This window comes from Pseudaestuariivita sp. (assembly GCF_052825805.1).
This window is the reverse complement of the sequence record NZ_JBRBVB010000013.1, coordinates 63,568-81,993: the sequence shown is the minus strand read 5'-3', so window position 1 is coordinate 81,993 and position 18,426 is coordinate 63,568. Positions and strand designations below refer to the sequence as shown.

The following is an 18,426-nucleotide window of genomic DNA, read 5'->3' as shown; positions in this document are numbered from 1 at the left end:
TTCTCTGACCCGCTGTAAGCAGGGACAACACTGCCGCCCCTGCCAAGTTGCATACTAGGCCAGCGGGCCGCGTGGAGTTTTGGGGGCGAAGCATGTCCCGTCAAAGGGGCTGGGTCCAGGCGGCAACCGCTTGCGCCAGTCCAAAACCAGCACGACACCCAACCGCATGAACCACGGATTGCCGGGTGTGGTCCAGTTGATCCATGCCAGCGGTTCGCCGGGCAGGCGTCCTTGAAAGAAGAGGTCGATGCGCATGGATAATTTCTTCCTGTTGCATTGGATGCGTCGTTCTCGTGGGAATGGGTAGATCATGCGGAATCCAAGTACAACACAATAAAAACAATCACTTATAAGGTCATTCTACTTGTGGACAGAATGCTCCGATGCGTCGCAGCGAAAGGTAGACCCAGCGCTGATGGCGAAGACCCTATTGATTGATGTACGGTGTTTTGCGGTACTTTTAAGGGTCACGTCGCAGATGGCCTTAGTGGTGGGAACGCGCGGCGGCAATACCCGGACACTCCTTCACCTTGAAGGATACCTTTTGTGATAGCCTTTCGGGTGTCGGCGCATCGGGGTCTCTTCCTCCCCCTCCGCCGTTTGAAGAGCGCCTTGGAAGAACTCTTCGGGTCTCTCTTCTATAGTGCGGGGGGTGGATGAACGGCCCCCATCACAGGAAGCCGTCCAACTCTTCTTGGCCGAAATACCGCCGCCAGCCGGGGTCGCCCATTGCCCTTGCCAGCTTCCGCCAGTCGTATGCCCCGGGAGGTGCGGTAGACGCAGCATCGGGTCGGGTGTCGCGCAAGGCAACCTGTTGGGGATGCTCCGGGGGATCGTTCGGCGTGACCTCTTCGGTGAACCTGCGACGGGCAGGCTTACCGTGGTCTAGGATCGCCTCACGAGTGCTGACGCCCCATTCCTCACGGCAGAAGGCATAGACCATCTTTGCGATGTTGGGCGTATCCGGGCAGCGAGTGTCGGGATAGAGCTTGCCGATGGGTGAGTGCCGATCAGCCCCAAGCAAGGTGGGGTCAAACAAGATGTTCCGCAACGGCGCATCGGTTGAAGACGCCGCTTCGAGAATGGCTAAGAGCATCTGGCGCTGTGCGTCTGACGACGAGCGAAGAACGTCATAGCTAAGCCATGCCGCCCGCTCGTAGTGCTCGCGATTGCGGCGCTTGTTCTCGATGCCCCGCGACCCTCTGGCGCTGTGCCTGCTGGCCTTTTTCTGGCAAGCCGGGACGCAATACCGCTGGGTCTTTTTGCTTGGCTTGAAGGGCGCTCCGCAGCGTTCGCACACAGGATCGTCAGTCAAGGGGGCGCGGTCGCCCGCATCCCCCTCTTCGATCAGCACAAGGTCGCTCACTGGGTGACCCCGTTAATCGTCAACTTACCGGATGCGAGGCCCCAGTTGCCAGCAGCCTCCTTTGCCAAGGCATCGGCTCGTTCGTTCCCGCTGGTGCCATTGTGGCCTTTGACCCATTCGACACGCACGTTTGGACGCTGGTCTTTCAGTGCGGCAATACGCTTCCAGATGTCAGCGTTCTTTACAGGCTTGTTCTTGCTCCCCCGCCAGTCTTTGGCGATCCATCTCGGCAACCATTTGTTGAAGCCATCAGCGCAGAGGCTGCTATCGGCGTAGATCACCGCCTTCTGTTCCGGGAGTAGGTATCTCAGACACGCCTCAAGGGCATCCATTTCGGCGGTGTTGTTGGTCGCTGATGGGTCGTGCCGCTGATACTCAACTGTTGAGCTATCAGGCATGGAGATGGTGAATGCCAGCCCGCCGGGGCCGGGATTGGGGATGCAACAGCCGTCCGTATAGGCGATGGCGAAGTGGTTTGCTTGGTCCGGGGTAACTTGGGCTTTCATGTGGTCTGTCTTTCATTTATGTGCCGCATCGGTGGCGAGGGTTCGCGGCATTGGTTGGGATCAATCCCTCGGAGATGCCCCGTCATGGTCGCCGCAACCGCCAAGGGGCGGGCGAAGGACAAAGACACGCGCCATCGGCTGACGGGACATCTCAGAAGAATTGGAAAGTGGTCGCCCCAATGGCTCCGGCTGCGGCTGAACGCACCGGGTCCGGAGGCATGATTTGATTGAAGGGGGATCAGCGCAGCAGTCAGCGGATATTTCGACGCAGAGGGGCTTTGCTGGTGATCGTCCTGGATGGACGGGAATAGACCCGACTTGGAAACTCTAGGGGTCCGGGTAGAGTGACTGCTAGGGGTTTCTATTCGTGCAACCTTGGTGTGCGCGGAGAAGACTGTTCTTCCAAAGGGTGCAACTTACCAGCAGGAAGCCTCAAAGGGGTTTCTCTGGTCGCGCAACTTTCAAAGCAGATAGGAATCACAAAGGCTCGGCAATCACCCCGCTCCGGCCCCATCTGCCGCCAGAATCCGATAGACCGACGCCCGCCCGATGCCCACCTCACGCGCAATCGCTGTCGCACCCATCCCACCAGTATGCAGACGCTTCACATCGTCCGCCTTTGCCCGCGCGGTCGGCTTGCGCCCCTTGTATTTGCCCGCCGCCTTGGCCTTGGCGATGCCCTCCCTCTGGCGTTCCAACATGATGGACCGCTCAAACTCCGCCACGCCCCCCATGACGGTCAGCAGCAGCTTGCCCGTAGGGGTCCGGGTGTCGATGCCCATATCGAGGATGCGCAGAGCCGCGCCCTTGTCAGTGATGGCGGTCAGCACTTCCAGCAGGTGTTGCGTGGAACGCGCCAGGCGGTCCAGCCGGGTCACGGTCAGGGTGTCGCCTTCGCGCATGAAGTCCAGCGCCTCTGCCAGTTTGTGCCGTTCCTTCACGTCCACCGAGGACACCTGCTCAATGAAGAGCCTGTCGCAGCCCGCCGCTTCGAGGTCACGCTTCTGCGCGTCCAGCCCCGCCTTCTGGTCAAGGGTGGAGGTCCGGGCATAGCCGATGCAGATGCCTTTAGGTGTGGTGGTGTTCATGGGTCAATTCCTGTCTCATTGGGGTCTAAGACATTCGACTCCATCCTGCCTCAAAATGTCAATACGATTCTTTTGAGACACTTTTCGGTGCCCCTTGAGGCGACTCAATAGACCAAGCCCTGCGAGACACCCCCCCGTCCCCTAAGCAAACAGAGATCACCTTTGATTATCGGCTGGCATCAAAGTCACTGGCCCTGTAACGAGGTAAGCCCCCGGTATACCTCACTGTCCTGTATGAAAGGTCATAGGGGGGAAATCGCGATGAGTGAGATAACGCTAAGGGTCCTCGAAAATTTGACCCAAAAATTGGTTGGAGGCCTCAACCGTAGGGCAAGAGTTTGATGCGGTCATATTATCGGAAAAAACTAAACAAGCTTCTTGAAGCGGCTGGCGACGAAGAATTCATACAATTGCTTTGGGCTACCCACATGCTCCAGTCTGAAACACCAGATGTTGGACGAAAGTACTTTGATCCGCAGACCATTCCGGACGGCGCAACTAATGCAGAGTTTGCAGACCCGCTGTCTATCAAACCATGGGAAATCGAAACGCTAGCCAATGAGCTGATGACAGTTCCCAAGGTGAAGCCAAGGAAGTCTGGGAAGGTTCGGTCCTTGCGCTGTGATCACTTTCGTTCGTCGCTAAACTGCGCCCGTTGGCTCCGAGAGCTTGAGAACGCAGAGTTCAGCATTCAAAAGAAGCGACAAGACATCTTTATTGAGATGGGGCGTATCGCGGCAAGGCAATTCGACTGGCAGCGCGGCTATGTCAACATACCACAGTTTTACCGGAACGCCTTTGTCTGCGGACAGGGTGAATGTGCAAGATATTTTTCAAGCACCCACGGTATTTCATTCAACCGGTTCTCGCAGATCGGCTTCATGCTGTTTGTTTCCTTGATGAACTTTCCTGTAGTCCGCAACGACAACAGTTGGGCAAAGCTTGAAGTCGAATGGGAAGAGGTCGAGAAAGTTCTCGCTCTGATCGCTCTGCCCTTTCCTGTGGCAGCAAAACTAGCGCGAGCAAGGCGTCGAAGCGTCATCCATACAGCCGACAAGCCTTCGATATTGCGCCAAGCACCCTGCCTGCGTTTTGGCGAGAATGGCGAAAGGGTCCGCGCCCCTTTACCAGAATTAATTCTTGAACGCGTTACATCCGGTGTTTTCTACGATGTCGTAGGTGGCGGTGGCCCTATCAGAGATTACTATGGGCGGCGGTTTGAAGACTATTGTTGTAAACACCTTTCAGAGGCTCTTGAAGGGCCAGAGTGGAAGCCCGAGTTTAGCTATCGAAAGAAGCCGCAAACATTTGTCTCACCTGACATACTGTGCATGGTTAATGGACAGCTTGACATCGCGCTTGAGTGCAAGGCCACAAGAATGTCGCAAGAGGCTATGTTCGGTAAAGACCCTCATGTTGCACGGGGATATGAGGACATGACGAAGGCTGTATTCCAGCTATGGCGCTTCTTCTCCCACTGCCGTCGGGGTGTGACCGGATTCGATCTAAGAGATGACGCCGTGGGTGTTGTGCTAACCCTCGACAACTGTTTGACAATGGCAGAGTCCTTGCGGCTAGAGGTGCTTGAAGATGCTGAAACCATGGCGAAACAAAAAGAACCTGAAATAACCGCACAAGACCGAAGGCCGATCACATTCGTCGCTATACCGGAACTTGCAAGAGTGCTTTCTGTCGCCACACCGACAACCTTCAAGGAAGCGCTGATCGAAATTCACTCAGATGAACGAATGGGTTGGCGGCTCGATGCTCTGTTTTTGACTCTCAGGGCAATAGCTCTTCAGAAACGAGGGGTTATCGCTACGCCGATGATCTAGGGCGTCTGCTGCCTTGGTGGGAAGATCGTTCTAAGCGGGAATGAGAACACCAGCGTAGGGTCGGTGTAATCGGCGACCGCCACCCCTTAAGCCAACTCCGGAAAAGATTGAATTTAGTTAAGCAGCCAGTTGCTTTCCATAGGTTTCAAGCACAACTCTACAGGCCGCGATATGCTCTGGTTCACCCGATTCCAGCTCAGCAATAAGGCTATCAAACAACAGCCGTTTCAATTCGACATCCTGTACCAGGAAGACCTTTTCAACCTCACCGGCATATCTCTCAATCTCGCGGTTTCGGCTTTCCAAAAGCGGAGCCCGGTTGAGGTCCAGTTCAAGTACCGTGCGAGTACCTTCCGGTGTCCTGCCCTTAACAAATGCGCCTGCGAAGAACAGATGATCGTCAGGTTGATCGCTGTATGGATCAAGAATATCTTCTTTGGCGGATTTCTTCTGATTGCAGATTTGACAGGCAAATGTGAGGTTCTCCCACAAAAACGTAAGCGACCTGTCGATTGACTTGGGTGTGACATGCTCTATGTCCCCGTGTGCGACCGCCGTGACTTTCGCTTCACAATATGCGCACTTCTCTTTTGTTTCCTGCTTTAGTGCTGATTTGACCTCAGGGTGATTGTAGCGCTTGGTCTTTCGCTTGATTTCGTCTTTGTCGTTCGCAGCAATCGCAGCAAGTAGCTCCTTCGTCCAAGTAGAACTATTGTCTTTCAGCACTTGCGGCTCTTGACCCTTCTTAAGCTTAATCACGGGCGATCCGCCCAACTGCCTCTGGGAAGAACTGAGAAAGTCCAGCTTCCCGGAGTTCCTCTCGCAGGTTTTTTATTGATTGCTCGGACAAAGTCGATTTCTCGAACCGCTCCGAAATTGCGTCGAGCTCCTCCTCCGCCCACGCGGGGATGGTCACAGAGACGCCAAGGACTTCATCCAGTATCTTTGACGCACTTCCTGCCTTGCTTTCCAATTCGACAAGTTGCGCGGTGACTGCCGAAGCATCGTTCGAAAGAGTTACATATCGAAGCGCATAGATAAATGAGTCTTTGACTGATGAAATAATGAACGGTGAGTGTGTAGCTACAACGAACTGTGTTTGCGAAAACGTTCGGACTAAATTGCTCAAAAAATCTCGCTGCAACGAGGGGTGAAGGTGATTTTCCGGCTCATCAATCAGAACGACAGCGTCTTCCCCATTGGCCTTTGTGAATAAGAAAATCTGCCAAGCAGTCTGAATCAATGCCATGAGACCACCAGACGCTGAATCAATTGGAAATTCGCCAGTCTTGGTTACAACGACTATTTCAGGGCTCCTTACCTCAAGCGTTTGGAAACCAATTTCGGTGGGGAGGAGAGTTCCTAAAGTTTCTTGGAACTCATTATAAAGGCCGACCAATTCTGGCACGGCTTTCATGTGTGCATTATCAGCCCCAAATGCCGCAAACCCAATTAAAGTCTCCTTGAGGGGTGCGATTGGATTTTCTACGTTTCGACCATCACGATGAAGGCGACCACCTCGTTGGTAAGAAGATGACGATTGAGCAAAATAGTCGAATGCTTCCTTTGGTTTAATGCCAGAGACCGGCAAGTTTTTTACGGCCTGGTAACGCGGCAAAGCTCGATGAGAAGCAATTTTGAACCCTGGGATTGCAACCCGTCCATTAATATTAATCTGATATTGAAGATCGCTGTTTCCTATTACTTCCAGAGAAGCGTGGTCACCTGACGCATACGTCAGAAGGCCAATGCTGTGCCGGTCTTCCTCTGGGCCATTTGTCGTGCTTTTTTTGAATGGGTTGAAGCGAGCGAACAGCGTCCCAATGCTAAAGCCAGACCTGCCCGACTTCTTGTCACTTACTGGTGTGGCCAAGAATGGTTCTTCATGCGGTGAGACAGTACTCAAGTTTAACAGGGAAAGTAGCGTACTTTTTCCTGAACCGTTTGGACCAGTCAAGATTGTCAGTCTGGGGTGCAGCTTTATCTCAACGTCTTTGAATTGCCTCCATTCCGCCAACGAGATCGACTTGAATTGCATGAAATCTGCTTCGCCTTTGCTTTACCGTCCCGACAACGCTAGTTGAAGTCCGTAAAGTCCACAACCTTAGCTCGATATATCTCAAGTAAGTCCAATAAAAAACAGATAGACAGGCGAAAAACGCTACACAAACACTACACAAGCGGCCCTCTGCATGCTAGGCAAACCCCTATAAAATAAAGGGTTTTAGCCATGCAAACATCCGTGTGGGGGCACCATCTCTCCATTTAAAGCCTGAAAAACAGACGCGCACGCGCACGCGCACGCGCACGCGCACGCGCACGCGCACGCGCACGCGCACGCGCACGCGCACGCGCCTGCTCCGTGCTTTGTCGCTCCGACAATTCGTATGTCCGTCTTACCCGGCGACCGAAAAACTTGCCCGACTCATTTTGTGTACGTAGCGTATACACGCACCACACAATCAGGTCCTCTCGTGTCAAAGCCAACCAAAGAGCACTGCCAGCAAGACCTGATCCAGCGGATTCTCCTGCAGGAGCTGGCGCCGGGAGAGGATCTCGATGAGGCGCGCGTGGCGGCGCAGTACGGGATGTCGCGCACGCCGCTGCGCGAGGTGCTGCAGCGGCTCGCGGGGGCGGGCTACGTGGTGCTGAACGCCGGGCGCGGGGCGACGGTGGCAGCGATGAGCATCGCCGAGCTGCGCACGTTCTTTCAGACAGCGCCCATGATCTACGCGGCCATCGCGCGTCTCGCGGCGGAAAACGCGACCGCCGCGCAGATCACCCAGCTCAAGGAGACGCAGCGCGGCTTTGCCAGGGCGGCCCTGGCCGGAGAGACGCGGGCGGCGGCGCTCGGCAACCACGCCTTTCACGCCGAGATCGGCGCGATGGCGCACAACCCCTACCTGACGGCCTGTCTTGACCGGCTGCTGATCGACCACACGCGGCTCAGCCAGACCTTCTTTCGACCCGCGACGCCCGAGGATGCGGACCTCGTGACCTCGGCGGTGGCGCATCACGAGGCGATGATCGCCGCGATCGAGGCGCGCGACGCCGATGTCCACGCGGCGCTGGCGCTCGAGCATTGGGACCTGTCCAAGGACCGGATCGCGCGCTTTGTCAGGCCCGATCCCCTGCCGCTGGATGCGCCGCCATCCGCCACACCGGAGACCGCCGATGCGCTTTGAAGGCATCTACACGCCGCTTGTCACGCCCTACCACGCGGACTTTTCGCTCAATGAAAAGGCGCTTGGCGAGACGGTCGAGTTCCTGATCGACGCCGGTGTGCACGGGATTATCGTGGCGGGCACGACAGGCGAGTACTATGCCCAGTCGCCCGAAGAGCGGATCGAGATGATGGGGCGCGTGAAGGCGCTCATGGGCGGGCGCGTGCCGATGATTGCGGGGACGGGGGCGATGCGGACCGAGGACTCGGTCATGTACGCCGAGGCGGCGGTGGAGGCTGGCGCCGATGCACTGCTCGTCGCGACGCCGCCCTACGCCTATCCTACCGGTAGGGAGATCGCCCTTCATGCGCTCGCCATCGACCGCGCGGCGAACCTGCCGGTGATGCTCTACAACTATCCGGGGCGCATGAGCGTGAACATGGACGCCGAGTGCCTCGACCGGCTCGGGCGCTCGCCCAACTTTTGCGCGATCAAGGAGAGCTCGGGCGATCCGAACCGCCTCCACATGCTCGCTCGCGACTACCCGCATATCGCTTTGAGCTGCGGGATGGACGATCAGGCGCTCGAATTCTTTGCCTGGGGCGCACGGTCCTGGGTCTGTGCCGGATCGAACTTTGCCCCGCACGCGCATATCGCCCTTTATCGCGCCTGCGCGGTGGAAGGCGACTTCACCAAGGGCCGCGCGATCATGTCGGCGATGCTGCCGCTGATGCGCGTGCTCGAACAGGGCGGCGCCTTTGTACAGTGTATCAAATATGGGCTGACGCTCCGCGGCATCGACGCAGGGCCGCCGCGCAAACCCTTGCAACCGCTCAACAAAGACGCCCGGCGTGAGTTGGAGGAGGTGGTGCGCACCATGGACCGCGCGCTGGCCGCGATAGAAGGCAATCAATGATGCGCTCCGTCACTCTTTCCTTTGGCCCGGCGCCTTGCGCCGGGCAGAGCCGACCCGCCCCCGTCAAACCAAAGGTTTGCTTGCGGCAAAACGGGCGGCGCTTCACGCCACCCCCCGGGACGGCGCTGCCCGGCCTCAAACGGAGCGATCTACAATGACTGACCTTCTCACCCGCGCCGAGTACGCTGCAATTGCCGCCGATCTGGACCTGCCGCGCACGCCCTTCATCGATGGGAAGTTTCGCGTAGGCACTGGCAAGGACATGGAGACGCTCAACCCCGCAACGGGGGAGGTGCTCGCCACGATTTCGACCGCCGGACTCGAAGACGTGGAGCTCGCCGTTCAAAAGGCGCGGGAGGCGTTCGATCAGGGCCATTGGTCACGTGCCGACCCAAGCCACCGCAAGGACGTGCTGATCAAGCTGGTCAAGTACATGACCCGCCGCCGCCGCGAGCTGGCGGTGATGGAAAGCCTCGAAAGCGGCAAGCCGATCCGCGATTGTGAGCTCATCGACCTGCCCGAGGCCATGGCCTGCCTCAAGTGGCATGCCGAGACCGCCGACAAGATCTACGACCAGACTGCGCCCACCGGAGACGACGCCATCGCCATGGTCGTGCGCGAGCCGATTGGCGTGGTGGCCGCCGTCTTGCCCTGGAACTTTCCGTTGCTGATGCTGGCGTGGAAGATCGGGCCGGCGCTGGCGGCGGGCTGCTCGGTGATCGTGAAGCCCGCCGAGCAGACGTCTTTGACCGCGCTGCGCGTGGCCGAGTTGGCGCATATGGCGGGCGTGCCACGCGGGGTGCTGCAAGTGCTGCCCGGCGATGGCCCGTCGGTGGGCGAGCCCCTGGGCCGCCACATGGACGTGGACATGGTCACGTTCACGGGGTCGACGGAGACCGGGAAACGCTTTCTGACCTATGCCGGCGAGAGCAACCTCAAGAAGGTGACGCTCGAATGCGGCGGCAAGAACCCGGCGGTGGTGCTGAAGGACGCCGAGAACCTCGATCACGTGGCCGAGCATGTGGTGAACGCGGCCTTTTGGAACATGGGGGAGAACTGCTCCGCCGCCTCCCGCCTCATCGTGCACAGCGCGGTCAAGGCGCCGCTCCTCGAACGCATCACCGCCCGTCTGCGCGACTGGAAGACGGGCGATCCGCTCGATCCCGCGAACCACCTCGGCGTTTTGATCGACGCCGAGCATTGCAAGAAGGTGTCCGCTTACCTCAAGGAAGGCGACGCAGCCGACGGGCCCTACATCACGCCCAAGGTCTATGAGGTTGCCAAAGACGATCCCAAGGCCAAGGACGAGATCTTCGGCCCCATCCTCGCGGTCATCGAGGTCGCCTCGACGGACGAAGCCATCGCGGTCGCCAACGACACGAGCTACGGTCTCGCGGCCTCGGTCTTCACCTCCCACGTCCGCACGGCCCTGCGCGCGGCACGGCAGATCAAAGCAGGCACCGTCACGGTCAATTGCTATGGCGAGGGCAACCACGCAACGCCTTTCGGAGGGTACAAGCAGTCGGGCTTTGGCGGGCGCGACAATGGCATCCACGCGCATGACCAGTACACGGAAACCAAGACGATCTGGGTCGATCTGAGCGATCCGAAGGACGGTGACAATGTGGGGTGACCTCAAGCCGGGATGGGTGCAAGCACCCATCCTACGGGATGTCGCGCAAAGTAGGATGGGTGGTTCCACCCATCCCCGGCCATGACGGTCGCGGCGGTCGGCACCACCCGCCGCGGACGGGGCGCGCGCAAGGCCAAAAGGACGGCCTTTGACACGACCATGCTGCCGGCGCTCAAGCGCAAGCTGCCGCTGACCGAACCGATGGACGCGGGCCAGATCGACAAGATCGACGCCGCCTCCATGCACATCCTCGAAAACGTGGGCGTGCAATTCCGGGACGAGATCGCGCTCGCAGATTGGAAGCAAGCGGGCGCCAAGGTCGACGGAGAGATGGTCTACCTCGACCGCTTCCTCGTGCGCGAGCTGATCGCGACGATCCCCGAGACCTTCACCTACCACGCGCGCGATCCTGCCAAGAGCCTGCCCTTTGGCAAGGACCACGGGATTTTCATCCCCATGACCGGCGCGCCCTACCTGCGGGATCTGAACGACGACCGGCGCAACCCGACGCTGGGTGACCTCGCGATGTTCCACAAGCTCGCGCATATGCTGCCCGCGCTGCACTCTTCGGCGCACCACATCGTCGAGCCCTACGATCACCCGATCAGCCAGCGCCATCTGCGGATCACCTATTCGTCGATGAAGCACTCGGACAAGACCTTCATGGGGATGACGACCTCGCCGAAGAACGCTGAAGACGTGCTCGACATGTGCGCGATCGTCTTTGGCGAGGCGTTCCTCGAGACGCACCCGGTGGTGACGGGCAATTGCAACGGCAACTCGCCGCTCGTTTGGGACGAGACGATGCTGGGCGCTCTGCGGGCCTTCTCCCGGCGCAACCAGCCGGTGCTCTGCTCGCCGTTCGTTCTGGGTGGCGCGAACACACCCGCCTCGGTCGCACCCACGGTGGCGCAGCTCAACGCCGAGGCGCTCTCCGCGCTCGCCTACACCCAGGTGATCCGCAAGGGTGCGCCTGCGATCTACGGCCACTACCTCAGCACGGTCTCGATGAAGTCCGGTGCCCCCATGGCAGGCACCCCTGAGATCAGCCTGATGAACTTCATGATCGGGCAGATGGCGCGGCACTACGGCGTGCCCTGGCGGACGTCCAACACGCTGGGCGGGGCAAAGATGTTCGACGCCCAAGCGGGCTACGAAAGCGCGATGACCCTCAACGCGGTGCTCATGGCGGGGGCCAACTACATGTGGCACTCGGCCGGCTGGAACGAGGCAGGGATGCACTGCTCGACCGCCAAATTCATCGTCGACGCCGAGATGTGCGCGATGGGCTACCGCATGGCCGAGGGCATCCGCTGGGACGATTTCGCCGAGGCGCTGGCGGCGGTGGGCGATGTCGGCCCCGGAGGGCATTACCTCGGCCATCCGCACACGCTCGAGAACTTCCAACGCGCGTTCTTCATGCCCGAGATGTTCGACAACAACTCGATCGAGCAATGGGTGGCCGAGGGCAGCATCTCGATCACCGAGCGTGCCTTGACCCGTGCGCGGGACCTTTTGGCTGCGTATGAAGAGCCCAAGCTCGACCCCGGCACGGACGAAGCCCTGCGCGACTACATCGCCCGGCGCGAACGGGAGATCCCGGCGGCTGATGCGCTCAATCAGGAACATTAGAGTGCGGCGCGGGCCATGAAGGTGACGCGCCTGCCACGCGACCCTGGGCCGGCGGGCTGGGCGCGGCTCTTGCCCAATGCGCCGCCGGCAGAGCCCTTGGACCGCGATGTGACAACCGACTGGCTGGTGATCGGGGCGGGCTTTGCCGGGCTTGCCGCGACGCGCCGCCTGACCGAACGGGCGCCGGGGGACCGCATCCTCCTGCTCGATGCTTGCCGTGTGGGGGAGGGGCCTGCGGGGCGCAATTCGGGCTTCATGATCGACCTGCCGCACGATCTGGCGTCAGGTGATTACGCAGGCGGCCTCGCGCGCGATCAGGCGCAGACCGCGGACAACCGCATGGCGATTGCCTATGCGCGCAGCATGGTGGAGGCGTTTGGCCTGCCGGACGCGGCGATGCGCCGGACCGGCAAGCTCAATGCGGCGGCCAGTGCCACGGGCGCGGCGCTGAGCGACCGCTACGCGCGGCACCTCGAGGCGATGGGAGAGCCTTTCGAGCGCCGGAATGCGGCGCAGATGAGGGCGCTGACCGGCACGGACTACTACCAAAGCGGCCTCTACACGCCCGGCGCGGCGCTGATCCAACCGGCGCTTTATGTGCGCGGCGTGGCGCAGGGGCTGCGCTCGAACCGGGTGAGCCTGCATGAGCAAACGCCGGTGACCGCTTTGAAGCGTGATGGGGTCGGGTGGCGAGCGAATACGCCGCAAGGCACCGTGAAAGCAGGCCGGGTGATCCTCGCCGTGAACGGGCATTTGGCGAGTTTCGGGTTTCACACCAACGCTTTGATGCACGTCTTTACCTACGCCTCGATGACCCGGGCGCTGACACAGGACGAAGTGCAAAGGCTCGGTGGTGCGCCCGACTGGGGCGTCCTTCCTGCGCATCCGATGGGAACCACGGTGCGGCGCGTTTCGGGGCAGGGCGGCGAACGGATCGTGATCCGCAACCGCTTCACCTTTGATCCTACGATGGAGGTCACGGGCGCGCGGATCGAGGCTGTGGGCCGTGACCACGATAAGGCCTTTTCTGCGCGTTTCCCGATGCTCAAAGGCGTGACGATGGAGCACCGCTGGGGCGGGCGGCTGTGTCTCGCGCGCAATGACGTGCAGGTGGTGCGGGAACTAGAGCCCGGGCTCTTTGCCGCCTGCTGTCAGAACGGGCTTGGGACGGTGAAGGGCACTCTGGCGGGCATGATGGCCGCTGATTTGGCGACCGGGTATGGCTCCGAGACTTTGGACTGGCTGATGGCCGCGCCCGATCCGACGCCTTTGCCGCCGATGCCATTGACCAAGCTCGGCGCTGCGGCGCGACTGCGTTGGGGGGAATGGCTGGCGGGGCGGGAGTTTTAGACGGCTTCGTGACCTGACGCCCAAATCAAAGCGCCCGCCTGACGTATACGTCAGGCCGCGCCGACCCGCCCCACTGGGGCGGCGCGATTGCGCCACCCCTCGGGCCGGCGCGTGAACTTCTGGTTCAAACAGCGTATTGATTATTGAGAAGCTGCATAACCGATAACCAAACTGGATCACGCCCATGACCTTTGAACAGCTCCGCACGTTCTTCTGGGTCGCGCGGCTGGGCGGGTTTCGCAAAGCCTCCGAGCAGCTGAACCTGTCGCAGCCCGCGGTCTCCACCCGCATCGCGACGCTCGAAACCGAGCTGCAGGCCAAGCTCTTTGACCGGGGTGCGGGGGCGCTTATCCTGACCAAGCACGGCCAGCAACTCCTTGGATACGCGGAACAAATGCTCTTTGTCGAAGAGGAGATCAAGCAGCGCGTGGGCAATCCGTCTGAGGCCGAAGGGCTCTTTCGGATCGGTGCGTCGGAGACGGTCGCGCAGGCGTGGCTGCCCGAATTTATCCAGGCGTTCAGCGCGGCCTATCCGCGGGTGAACGTGGACCTGACGGTGGACATCTCCAAGGACCTGCGCGCCGCGCTGCTTGAGCGGCGGCTCGATCTGGCGGTGCTCATGGGCCCGATTTCGGAGTTCTCGGTGACCAATGTCGCCCTCCCGGAATTCGCGCTGCATTGGTACAAGGCTGCGCATCTGAAGGACGTCGATCTGGCGCGGATGCCGGTGATTTCCTATGCCAGCCAGACCCGGCCCTACCGGGAGCTGACGTCTGCCCTGGCGCGCAAGGTGGGGCCAAAAATGCGCGTCTTTTCATCGGCTTCGCTGTCGGCCTCCCTGCGGATGATCGCGGCGGGGATCGCGGTTGGGCCTTATCCGCGCGTGCTGGCAGCGCCCTTTCTGGCGGCGGGCGAGGTGGTGGAGTTCGATCCCGGTATCGCCGTGCCTGCTCTGGAATTTACGGCCTCATACCTTGCCGAGCCGCGAAGTTTCCTCGTCGAGGAAAGCGCGGGGATCATGGGGCAGGTGGCCGCGACGTGGCACGCGGCGCATCCGGGGTAGTTCCGAAAATTGGATCAAACCTGATAGAAAATGATAATTTGAATGAATGAAGGCCCTGTGGAACGCTGCCAGCAGCTGCTCCGCGAGGGTTCATGGCTCTGCCGTCTGACACATTTCCGACCGATGCCCGCGCGATCCGGGCGATGATCCGCACCGGCGCCCATGCCGCGCATACCGCGGGGCTGGCGCCCGGGAAGCTCCAATGCAATCTCGCGATCCTCCCTGAGCGGTTTGCCTTGGACTTCCTGCGGTTTTGCCAGCGCAACCCCAAGCCCTGCCCGGTGGTGGGGGTGAGCGAGACCGGCGATCCCTTCCTGCCGACGCTGGGGCAGGACATCGACATCCGCACCGACGTGCCGCGTTACCGGGTGTTTCGGGGCGGCGTGCTGACCGAGGAGGTGACCGACATTGCGGCACTCTGGACCGAGGAGATGGTCACGGTCGCGCTGGGCTGCTCGTTCACCTTCGAGAATGCGCTTTTGCGCGCGGGCGTGCCGGTGCGGCATATCGAGAGCGGGCGGAACGTACCGATGTACCGATCGAACATCGCGCTGCAGCCGGCCGGGCCGTTCTCCGGCACGATGGTGGTCACGATGCGCCCGATCCCGGAGGCGCTGGTCGCAAAGGCGCACGCCATCTCGGCGCGCTACCCGCAGGCACATGGCGGCCCCATCGCGACCGGCGATCCAAAGGCTATCGGCATCGCGGATCTTGGCAAGCCCGACTACGGCGACGCGGTCGAGGTAAAGCCGGGCGAAGTTCCCGTCTACTGGGCCTGCGGCGTGACGCCTCAGAACGTGCTCCTCGACGCGCAGCTGCCGCTCTGCATCACCCATGCGCCCGGGCACATGCTTATCACCGACGTCGCCGAGGATGCGGAGACGACGATCTACACCCCTGAAAACGCTTAACTTAACGCAACATGGAGATCTGACATGAAACGCACTTTGACTGTTCTGGCCGCGACCACCGCGCTTGCCGCGCCCGCCCTTGCCGAGGACCTGACGGTGGTGGGCAGCTGGTCCGGCCTGCCGCTGCACAAGGAGTTCGAGGCGCCCTTCTGGACCGAGACTTTGCCAGCTGCGGGCGACTTCAACGTCGAGCTGACGACGCACAACCAGATGGGTCTGGGACTGGGCGAGATTTACCCGCTGCTCGGGCAGGGCGTCTATGACGTGGCAATGACGGTCGCCGATTATGCCGTGGCGGATGCGCCGGAGCTCGAAGGGCTCGACGTGCCGCTTTTGGCGCTCAGCGCGGACGAGGCGCGGGCGATGGTCGATGCGGCGCGTCCGATGGTGGACGACATCTATGCCGACCGGTTCAACGCCAAGGTGCTCGCCATCGCGCCTTATCCGCCGCAGGTCGTGTTCTGCAACGCTGAGATTGCGGGCCTCGACGATCTGCAGGGCCTCAAGGTGCGCGCCTCGGGCCGGATGACCGCCAAGCTGCTGGAGGCGCTTGGCGCAGAAGGCGTGAACGTGTCCTTCTCCGAAGTGCCGGGCGCCTTGCAGAACGGCGTTGTGGATTGCGCGGTGACCGGCGCGGGCTCGGGCTATTCGGCGGGCTGGTGGGAGGTCTCCACGCACCTTCTCCCGATCCCGCTGGGCGGCTGGGACAGCGTCGTGACGGCCATGAACATGGACAAGTGGAACGGGCTCTCGGCGGAGGCGCAATCGACGATCCAGTCCGAGATCACGGCCAAGTTCGAGGACGCCGCCTGGGATGTCGCGCAGAACGCGCTCGTGAATGACATCGCGTGCCTCACCGGCAATGGCGACTGCCCGGCGGGCGAGGCGCGGTCGATGACGCTGGTGGAAGCGTCGGATGCGGACTTTGCCAAGGCGCGGGACATCCTCACCACGCAAGTGCTGCCCGACTGGGCGGAGCGCGCAGGCGGCGACTGGGCGGAGCGCTGGAACGCGAGCGTCGGCGAGACCGTGGGCGTGATGATCAAGTAAAAGCCTTTGGCACCGGCGGGACCTCCTGCCGGTGCTTTTTTGTGCCAAGGACAAGGTCCAAGGAGCTGCCATGCCCGAACTCCGCATAATCGCGGCCCTGCGCCGTCTCAACCGCGCGATTGCGCTTCTGGTGGGTCTGGGCCTGCTGGGCTGTGCGGCGTTTGTGCTGGCGGACATCGTGCTGCGGCAGGTGGGGCACTCCTTTGGCGGGACGGACGAGATCGCGAGTTACGCCATGGCGCTCGCCACGTCCTGGGGGATGGCCTACGCGCTCCTCGAGCTGGGGCATGTGCGGATCGACCTGGTGCGGGTGCGCACGCAAGGGCTGGTCCGGGCGCTGTTTGACGTCTTTGCGATGATCTGCATGAGCGGGGTCGTCGTGGCGATTGCGGTGAAGGCTTGGCCGGTGCTTGCCCGTTCGCTCAAGAACGGATCGACCGCCAACACGCCACTTGAGACGCCTTTGGCCTGGGTTCAGACGCCCTGGTTCGCCGGCTGGGTCTGGTTCGCGCTTATGTCCTGCATCGTCACGCTCTGCGCCTTGTCGCTGCTCGTGCGGGGCAGGGCGGAGGACACGGAGTGTTTTGTCGGAGCCTTTGCCGAGGCGGAGACGCTCAAATGATCGCTTTTGTCTCCGCAAGCCTTCTGGGCCTTTTGGCGCTGTCGATCCCGGTGGGGATCGTGCTCTTTCTGCTCGGCTTTGGCATCGACCAGTTCTTTTCCAACTTTCCGCTCAGCCGTGCGCTGGGGAACATGGTGTGGACCTCGTCCAAGTCCGCGACGCTGATCGCGATCCCCTTCTTTGTGCTGCTGGGTGAAATCCTCGTGCGGTCCGGGGTGGCGACACGCACCTATGCGGCGCTCGACCGGTGGGTAAGCTGGCTGCCGGGCGGGCTGGTGCATGCCAATGTGGCGACGGCGACGATGTTCTCCGCGACCTCCGGCTCCTCCGTGGCGACGGCGGCGACGGTGGCAACCGTGGCCATGCCGCAGGCCGAAAAGCTGGGCTACGATCGCAAACTCTTTTCCGGGGCGATCGCGGCGGGGGGTACGCTGGGGATCATGATCCCGCCTTCGATCAACCTGATCGTCTACGGCTTTCTCACCCAATCCTCGATCCCGCAGCTCTTTCTTGCGGGGCTCATCCCGGGCATCGCGCTGGCGCTTGCCTTCATGGCAGTGACCGCGCTCATCTGCCTGGTGCGGCCTGAGCTTGGCGGGAACCGAAGGCTCTTTCCTTTTACCCAGATGCTGCGAGCGCTGGTCGACCTGGTGCCGATCCTGCTGCTCTTTGGCCTGATCGTGGGCTCGATTTACCTTGGCTGGGCGACACCGACGGAGGCGGCTGCGGTGGGTGTGGCGGGGGCCTTTCTCATCGCGCTGGCCTTTGGCGGGGTGTCCTGGACGATGCTCGAGCAGAGCCTTCTGGGCACCGTCAAGATCACCGCGATGATCATGCTCATCGTCATCGGCGCGTCTTTCCTCAACTTTACGCTGGCCTCGGCAGGGCTGGGGCGGGAGCTGACGGCGTTCCTCGAAGGGCTCGGTCTCACGCCGCTCTGGACCATCCTCGTGATCGTATTGCTTTACGTGGTGCTCGGGTTTTTCATCGAGACGCTGTCGCTGATGGTGGTCACGATCCCGATCATCGTGCCCATCGTCGTGGCGCTGGGGTACGATCCGATCTGGTTCGGCATCCTGATGATCGTTCTGATCGAGATGGCGCTGATCACGCCGCCGGTGGGGCTGAACCTTTATGTCGTGCAGGGCGCGCGCAAGTCCGGCTCGCTCAACGAGGTCATGCTGGGCGCGGTGCCGTTTGTCCTGGTGATGTTACTGATGGCGTTTGCTTTGATTGCGTTTCCAGGCATCGCGCTGTGGTTGCCGGGAGTGCTGAGTTAGTGGGCGCGCG

General features: G+C 61.0%; 17 protein-coding genes. 11 read left to right on the top strand and 6 right to left on the bottom strand.

Annotated elements, in window-relative coordinates; all coding sequences use genetic code 11:
* Window positions 1–54: 54 nt before the first annotated feature.
* From ACU0B3_RS14610 to ACU0B3_RS14595, 4 genes are all read right to left on the bottom strand, one after another.
* Complete coding sequence (locus ACU0B3_RS14610; RefSeq protein ID WP_446261602.1) at window positions 55–255, bottom strand: hypothetical protein; 201 nt, start codon at window positions 253–255, stop codon at window positions 55–57.
* A 415-nt stretch (window positions 256–670) separates the two neighbouring features.
* Complete coding sequence (locus tag ACU0B3_RS14605) at window positions 671–1,366, bottom strand: hypothetical protein (protein WP_446261601.1); 696 nt, start codon at window positions 1,364–1,366, stop codon at window positions 671–673.
* Entirely contained in the window at window positions 1,363–1,872 is a 510-nt protein-coding gene (locus tag ACU0B3_RS14600) for a ribonuclease H family protein (protein WP_446261600.1), read from the bottom strand. The genes ACU0B3_RS14605 and ACU0B3_RS14600 overlap by 4 nt, the downstream gene beginning before the upstream one ends.
* Window positions 1,873–2,366: 494 nt before the next feature.
* Window positions 2,367–2,960, bottom strand: a complete 594-nt coding sequence (locus tag ACU0B3_RS14595) for a recombinase family protein (protein ID WP_446261599.1) — start codon at window positions 2,958–2,960, stop codon at window positions 2,367–2,369.
* A gap of 341 nt (window positions 2,961–3,301) precedes the next feature.
* On the opposite strand from ACU0B3_RS14595, the gene ACU0B3_RS14590 reads away from it, so the two are divergent.
* Window positions 3,302–4,795, top strand: a complete 1,494-nt coding sequence (locus tag ACU0B3_RS14590; RefSeq protein ID WP_446261598.1) for a hypothetical protein — start codon at window positions 3,302–3,304, stop codon at window positions 4,793–4,795.
* A 117-nt stretch (window positions 4,796–4,912) separates the two neighbouring features.
* Here ACU0B3_RS14590 and ACU0B3_RS14585 read toward each other — a convergent pair whose 3' ends face one another.
* Window positions 4,913–5,554, bottom strand: coding sequence for an HNH endonuclease (locus tag ACU0B3_RS14585; RefSeq protein WP_446261597.1), 642 nt, complete (start codon window positions 5,552–5,554; stop codon window positions 4,913–4,915).
* Window positions 5,547–6,833 (bottom strand): AAA family ATPase, encoded by a 1,287-nt coding sequence (locus ACU0B3_RS14580; RefSeq protein ID WP_446261596.1) that lies wholly within the window; start codon window positions 6,831–6,833, stop codon window positions 5,547–5,549. The genes ACU0B3_RS14585 and ACU0B3_RS14580 overlap by 8 nt, the downstream gene beginning before the upstream one ends.
* A gap of 436 nt (window positions 6,834–7,269) precedes the next feature.
* Between ACU0B3_RS14580 and ACU0B3_RS14575 the strand changes: the two genes are divergently transcribed.
* The 10 genes from ACU0B3_RS14575 (at window position 7,270) to ACU0B3_RS14530 (ending at window position 18,416) form a co-directional block, all read left to right on the top strand.
* On the top strand, window positions 7,270–7,980 hold the full coding sequence (locus ACU0B3_RS14575) for a GntR family transcriptional regulator (protein WP_446261595.1): 711 nt from the start codon (window positions 7,270–7,272) through the stop codon (window positions 7,978–7,980).
* Complete coding sequence (locus ACU0B3_RS14570) at window positions 7,970–8,875, top strand: dihydrodipicolinate synthase family protein (protein ID WP_446261594.1); 906 nt, start codon at window positions 7,970–7,972, stop codon at window positions 8,873–8,875. The genes ACU0B3_RS14575 and ACU0B3_RS14570 overlap by 11 nt, the downstream gene beginning before the upstream one ends.
* Window positions 8,876–9,029: 154 nt before the next feature.
* Window positions 9,030–10,508, top strand: a complete 1,479-nt coding sequence (locus ACU0B3_RS14565) for an aldehyde dehydrogenase (protein ID WP_446261593.1) — start codon at window positions 9,030–9,032, stop codon at window positions 10,506–10,508.
* Between the two features lie 81 nt (window positions 10,509–10,589).
* Window positions 10,590–12,140, top strand: coding sequence for a trimethylamine methyltransferase family protein (locus tag ACU0B3_RS14560; RefSeq protein ID WP_446261592.1), 1,551 nt, complete (start codon window positions 10,590–10,592; stop codon window positions 12,138–12,140).
* 15 nt (window positions 12,141–12,155) lie between these two features.
* Window positions 12,156–13,490, top strand: a complete 1,335-nt coding sequence (locus tag ACU0B3_RS14555) for an NAD(P)/FAD-dependent oxidoreductase (protein ID WP_446261591.1) — start codon at window positions 12,156–12,158, stop codon at window positions 13,488–13,490.
* A 184-nt stretch (window positions 13,491–13,674) separates the two neighbouring features.
* Window positions 13,675–14,553, top strand: a complete 879-nt coding sequence (locus ACU0B3_RS14550) for a LysR family transcriptional regulator (RefSeq protein ID WP_446261590.1) — start codon at window positions 13,675–13,677, stop codon at window positions 14,551–14,553.
* A 92-nt stretch (window positions 14,554–14,645) separates the two neighbouring features.
* Window positions 14,646–15,464: a putative hydro-lyase gene (locus ACU0B3_RS14545; protein WP_446261589.1), complete on the top strand. Its 819-nt coding sequence runs from the start codon at window positions 14,646–14,648 to the stop codon at window positions 15,462–15,464.
* A 24-nt stretch (window positions 15,465–15,488) separates the two neighbouring features.
* Window positions 15,489–16,514 carry a TRAP transporter substrate-binding protein gene (locus ACU0B3_RS14540; protein ID WP_446261588.1) on the top strand — a complete coding sequence of 342 codons (1,026 nt, stop codon included), beginning with the start codon at window positions 15,489–15,491 and terminating at the stop codon, window positions 16,512–16,514.
* A 70-nt stretch (window positions 16,515–16,584) separates the two neighbouring features.
* Window positions 16,585–17,136 carry a TRAP transporter small permease subunit gene (locus ACU0B3_RS14535; RefSeq protein WP_446261587.1) on the top strand — a complete coding sequence of 184 codons (552 nt, stop codon included), beginning with the start codon at window positions 16,585–16,587 and terminating at the stop codon, window positions 17,134–17,136.
* Complete coding sequence (locus ACU0B3_RS14530; protein ID WP_446261586.1) at window positions 17,133–18,416, top strand: TRAP transporter large permease; 1,284 nt, start codon at window positions 17,133–17,135, stop codon at window positions 18,414–18,416. Before ACU0B3_RS14535 ends, ACU0B3_RS14530 begins: the two co-directional genes overlap by 4 nt.
* Window positions 18,417–18,426: the final 10 nt, after the last annotated feature.

Bases quoted from the DNA above. Each gene is read 5' to 3' on its own strand.
- ACU0B3_RS14540 (WP_446261588.1), top strand. From the start codon at position 15,489: ATGAAACGCACTTTGACTGTTCTGGCCGCGACCACCGCGCTTGCCGCG.
- ACU0B3_RS14565 (WP_446261593.1), top strand. From the start codon at position 9,030: ATGACTGACCTTCTCACCCGCGCCGAGTACGCTGCAATTGCCGCCGAT.
- ACU0B3_RS14560 (WP_446261592.1), top strand. From the start codon at position 10,590: ATGACGGTCGCGGCGGTCGGCACCACCCGCCGCGGACGGGGCGCGCGC.
- ACU0B3_RS14545 (WP_446261589.1), top strand. From the start codon at position 14,646: ATGGCTCTGCCGTCTGACACATTTCCGACCGATGCCCGCGCGATCCGG.
- ACU0B3_RS14550 (WP_446261590.1), top strand. From the start codon at position 13,675: ATGACCTTTGAACAGCTCCGCACGTTCTTCTGGGTCGCGCGGCTGGGC.
- ACU0B3_RS14580 (WP_446261596.1), bottom strand. From the start codon at position 6,833: ATGCAATTCAAGTCGATCTCGTTGGCGGAATGGAGGCAATTCAAAGAC.
- ACU0B3_RS14590 (WP_446261598.1), top strand. From the start codon at position 3,302: ATGCGGTCATATTATCGGAAAAAACTAAACAAGCTTCTTGAAGCGGCT.
- ACU0B3_RS14600 (WP_446261600.1), bottom strand. From the start codon at position 1,872: ATGAAAGCCCAAGTTACCCCGGACCAAGCAAACCACTTCGCCATCGCC.
- ACU0B3_RS14595 (WP_446261599.1), bottom strand. From the start codon at position 2,960: ATGAACACCACCACACCTAAAGGCATCTGCATCGGCTATGCCCGGACC.
- ACU0B3_RS14535 (WP_446261587.1), top strand. From the start codon at position 16,585: ATGCCCGAACTCCGCATAATCGCGGCCCTGCGCCGTCTCAACCGCGCG.
- ACU0B3_RS14570 (WP_446261594.1), top strand. From the start codon at position 7,970: ATGCGCTTTGAAGGCATCTACACGCCGCTTGTCACGCCCTACCACGCG.
- ACU0B3_RS14555 (WP_446261591.1), top strand. From the start codon at position 12,156: ATGAAGGTGACGCGCCTGCCACGCGACCCTGGGCCGGCGGGCTGGGCG.
- ACU0B3_RS14530 (WP_446261586.1), top strand. From the start codon at position 17,133: ATGATCGCTTTTGTCTCCGCAAGCCTTCTGGGCCTTTTGGCGCTGTCG.
- ACU0B3_RS14610 (WP_446261602.1), bottom strand. From the start codon at position 255: ATGCGCATCGACCTCTTCTTTCAAGGACGCCTGCCCGGCGAACCGCTG.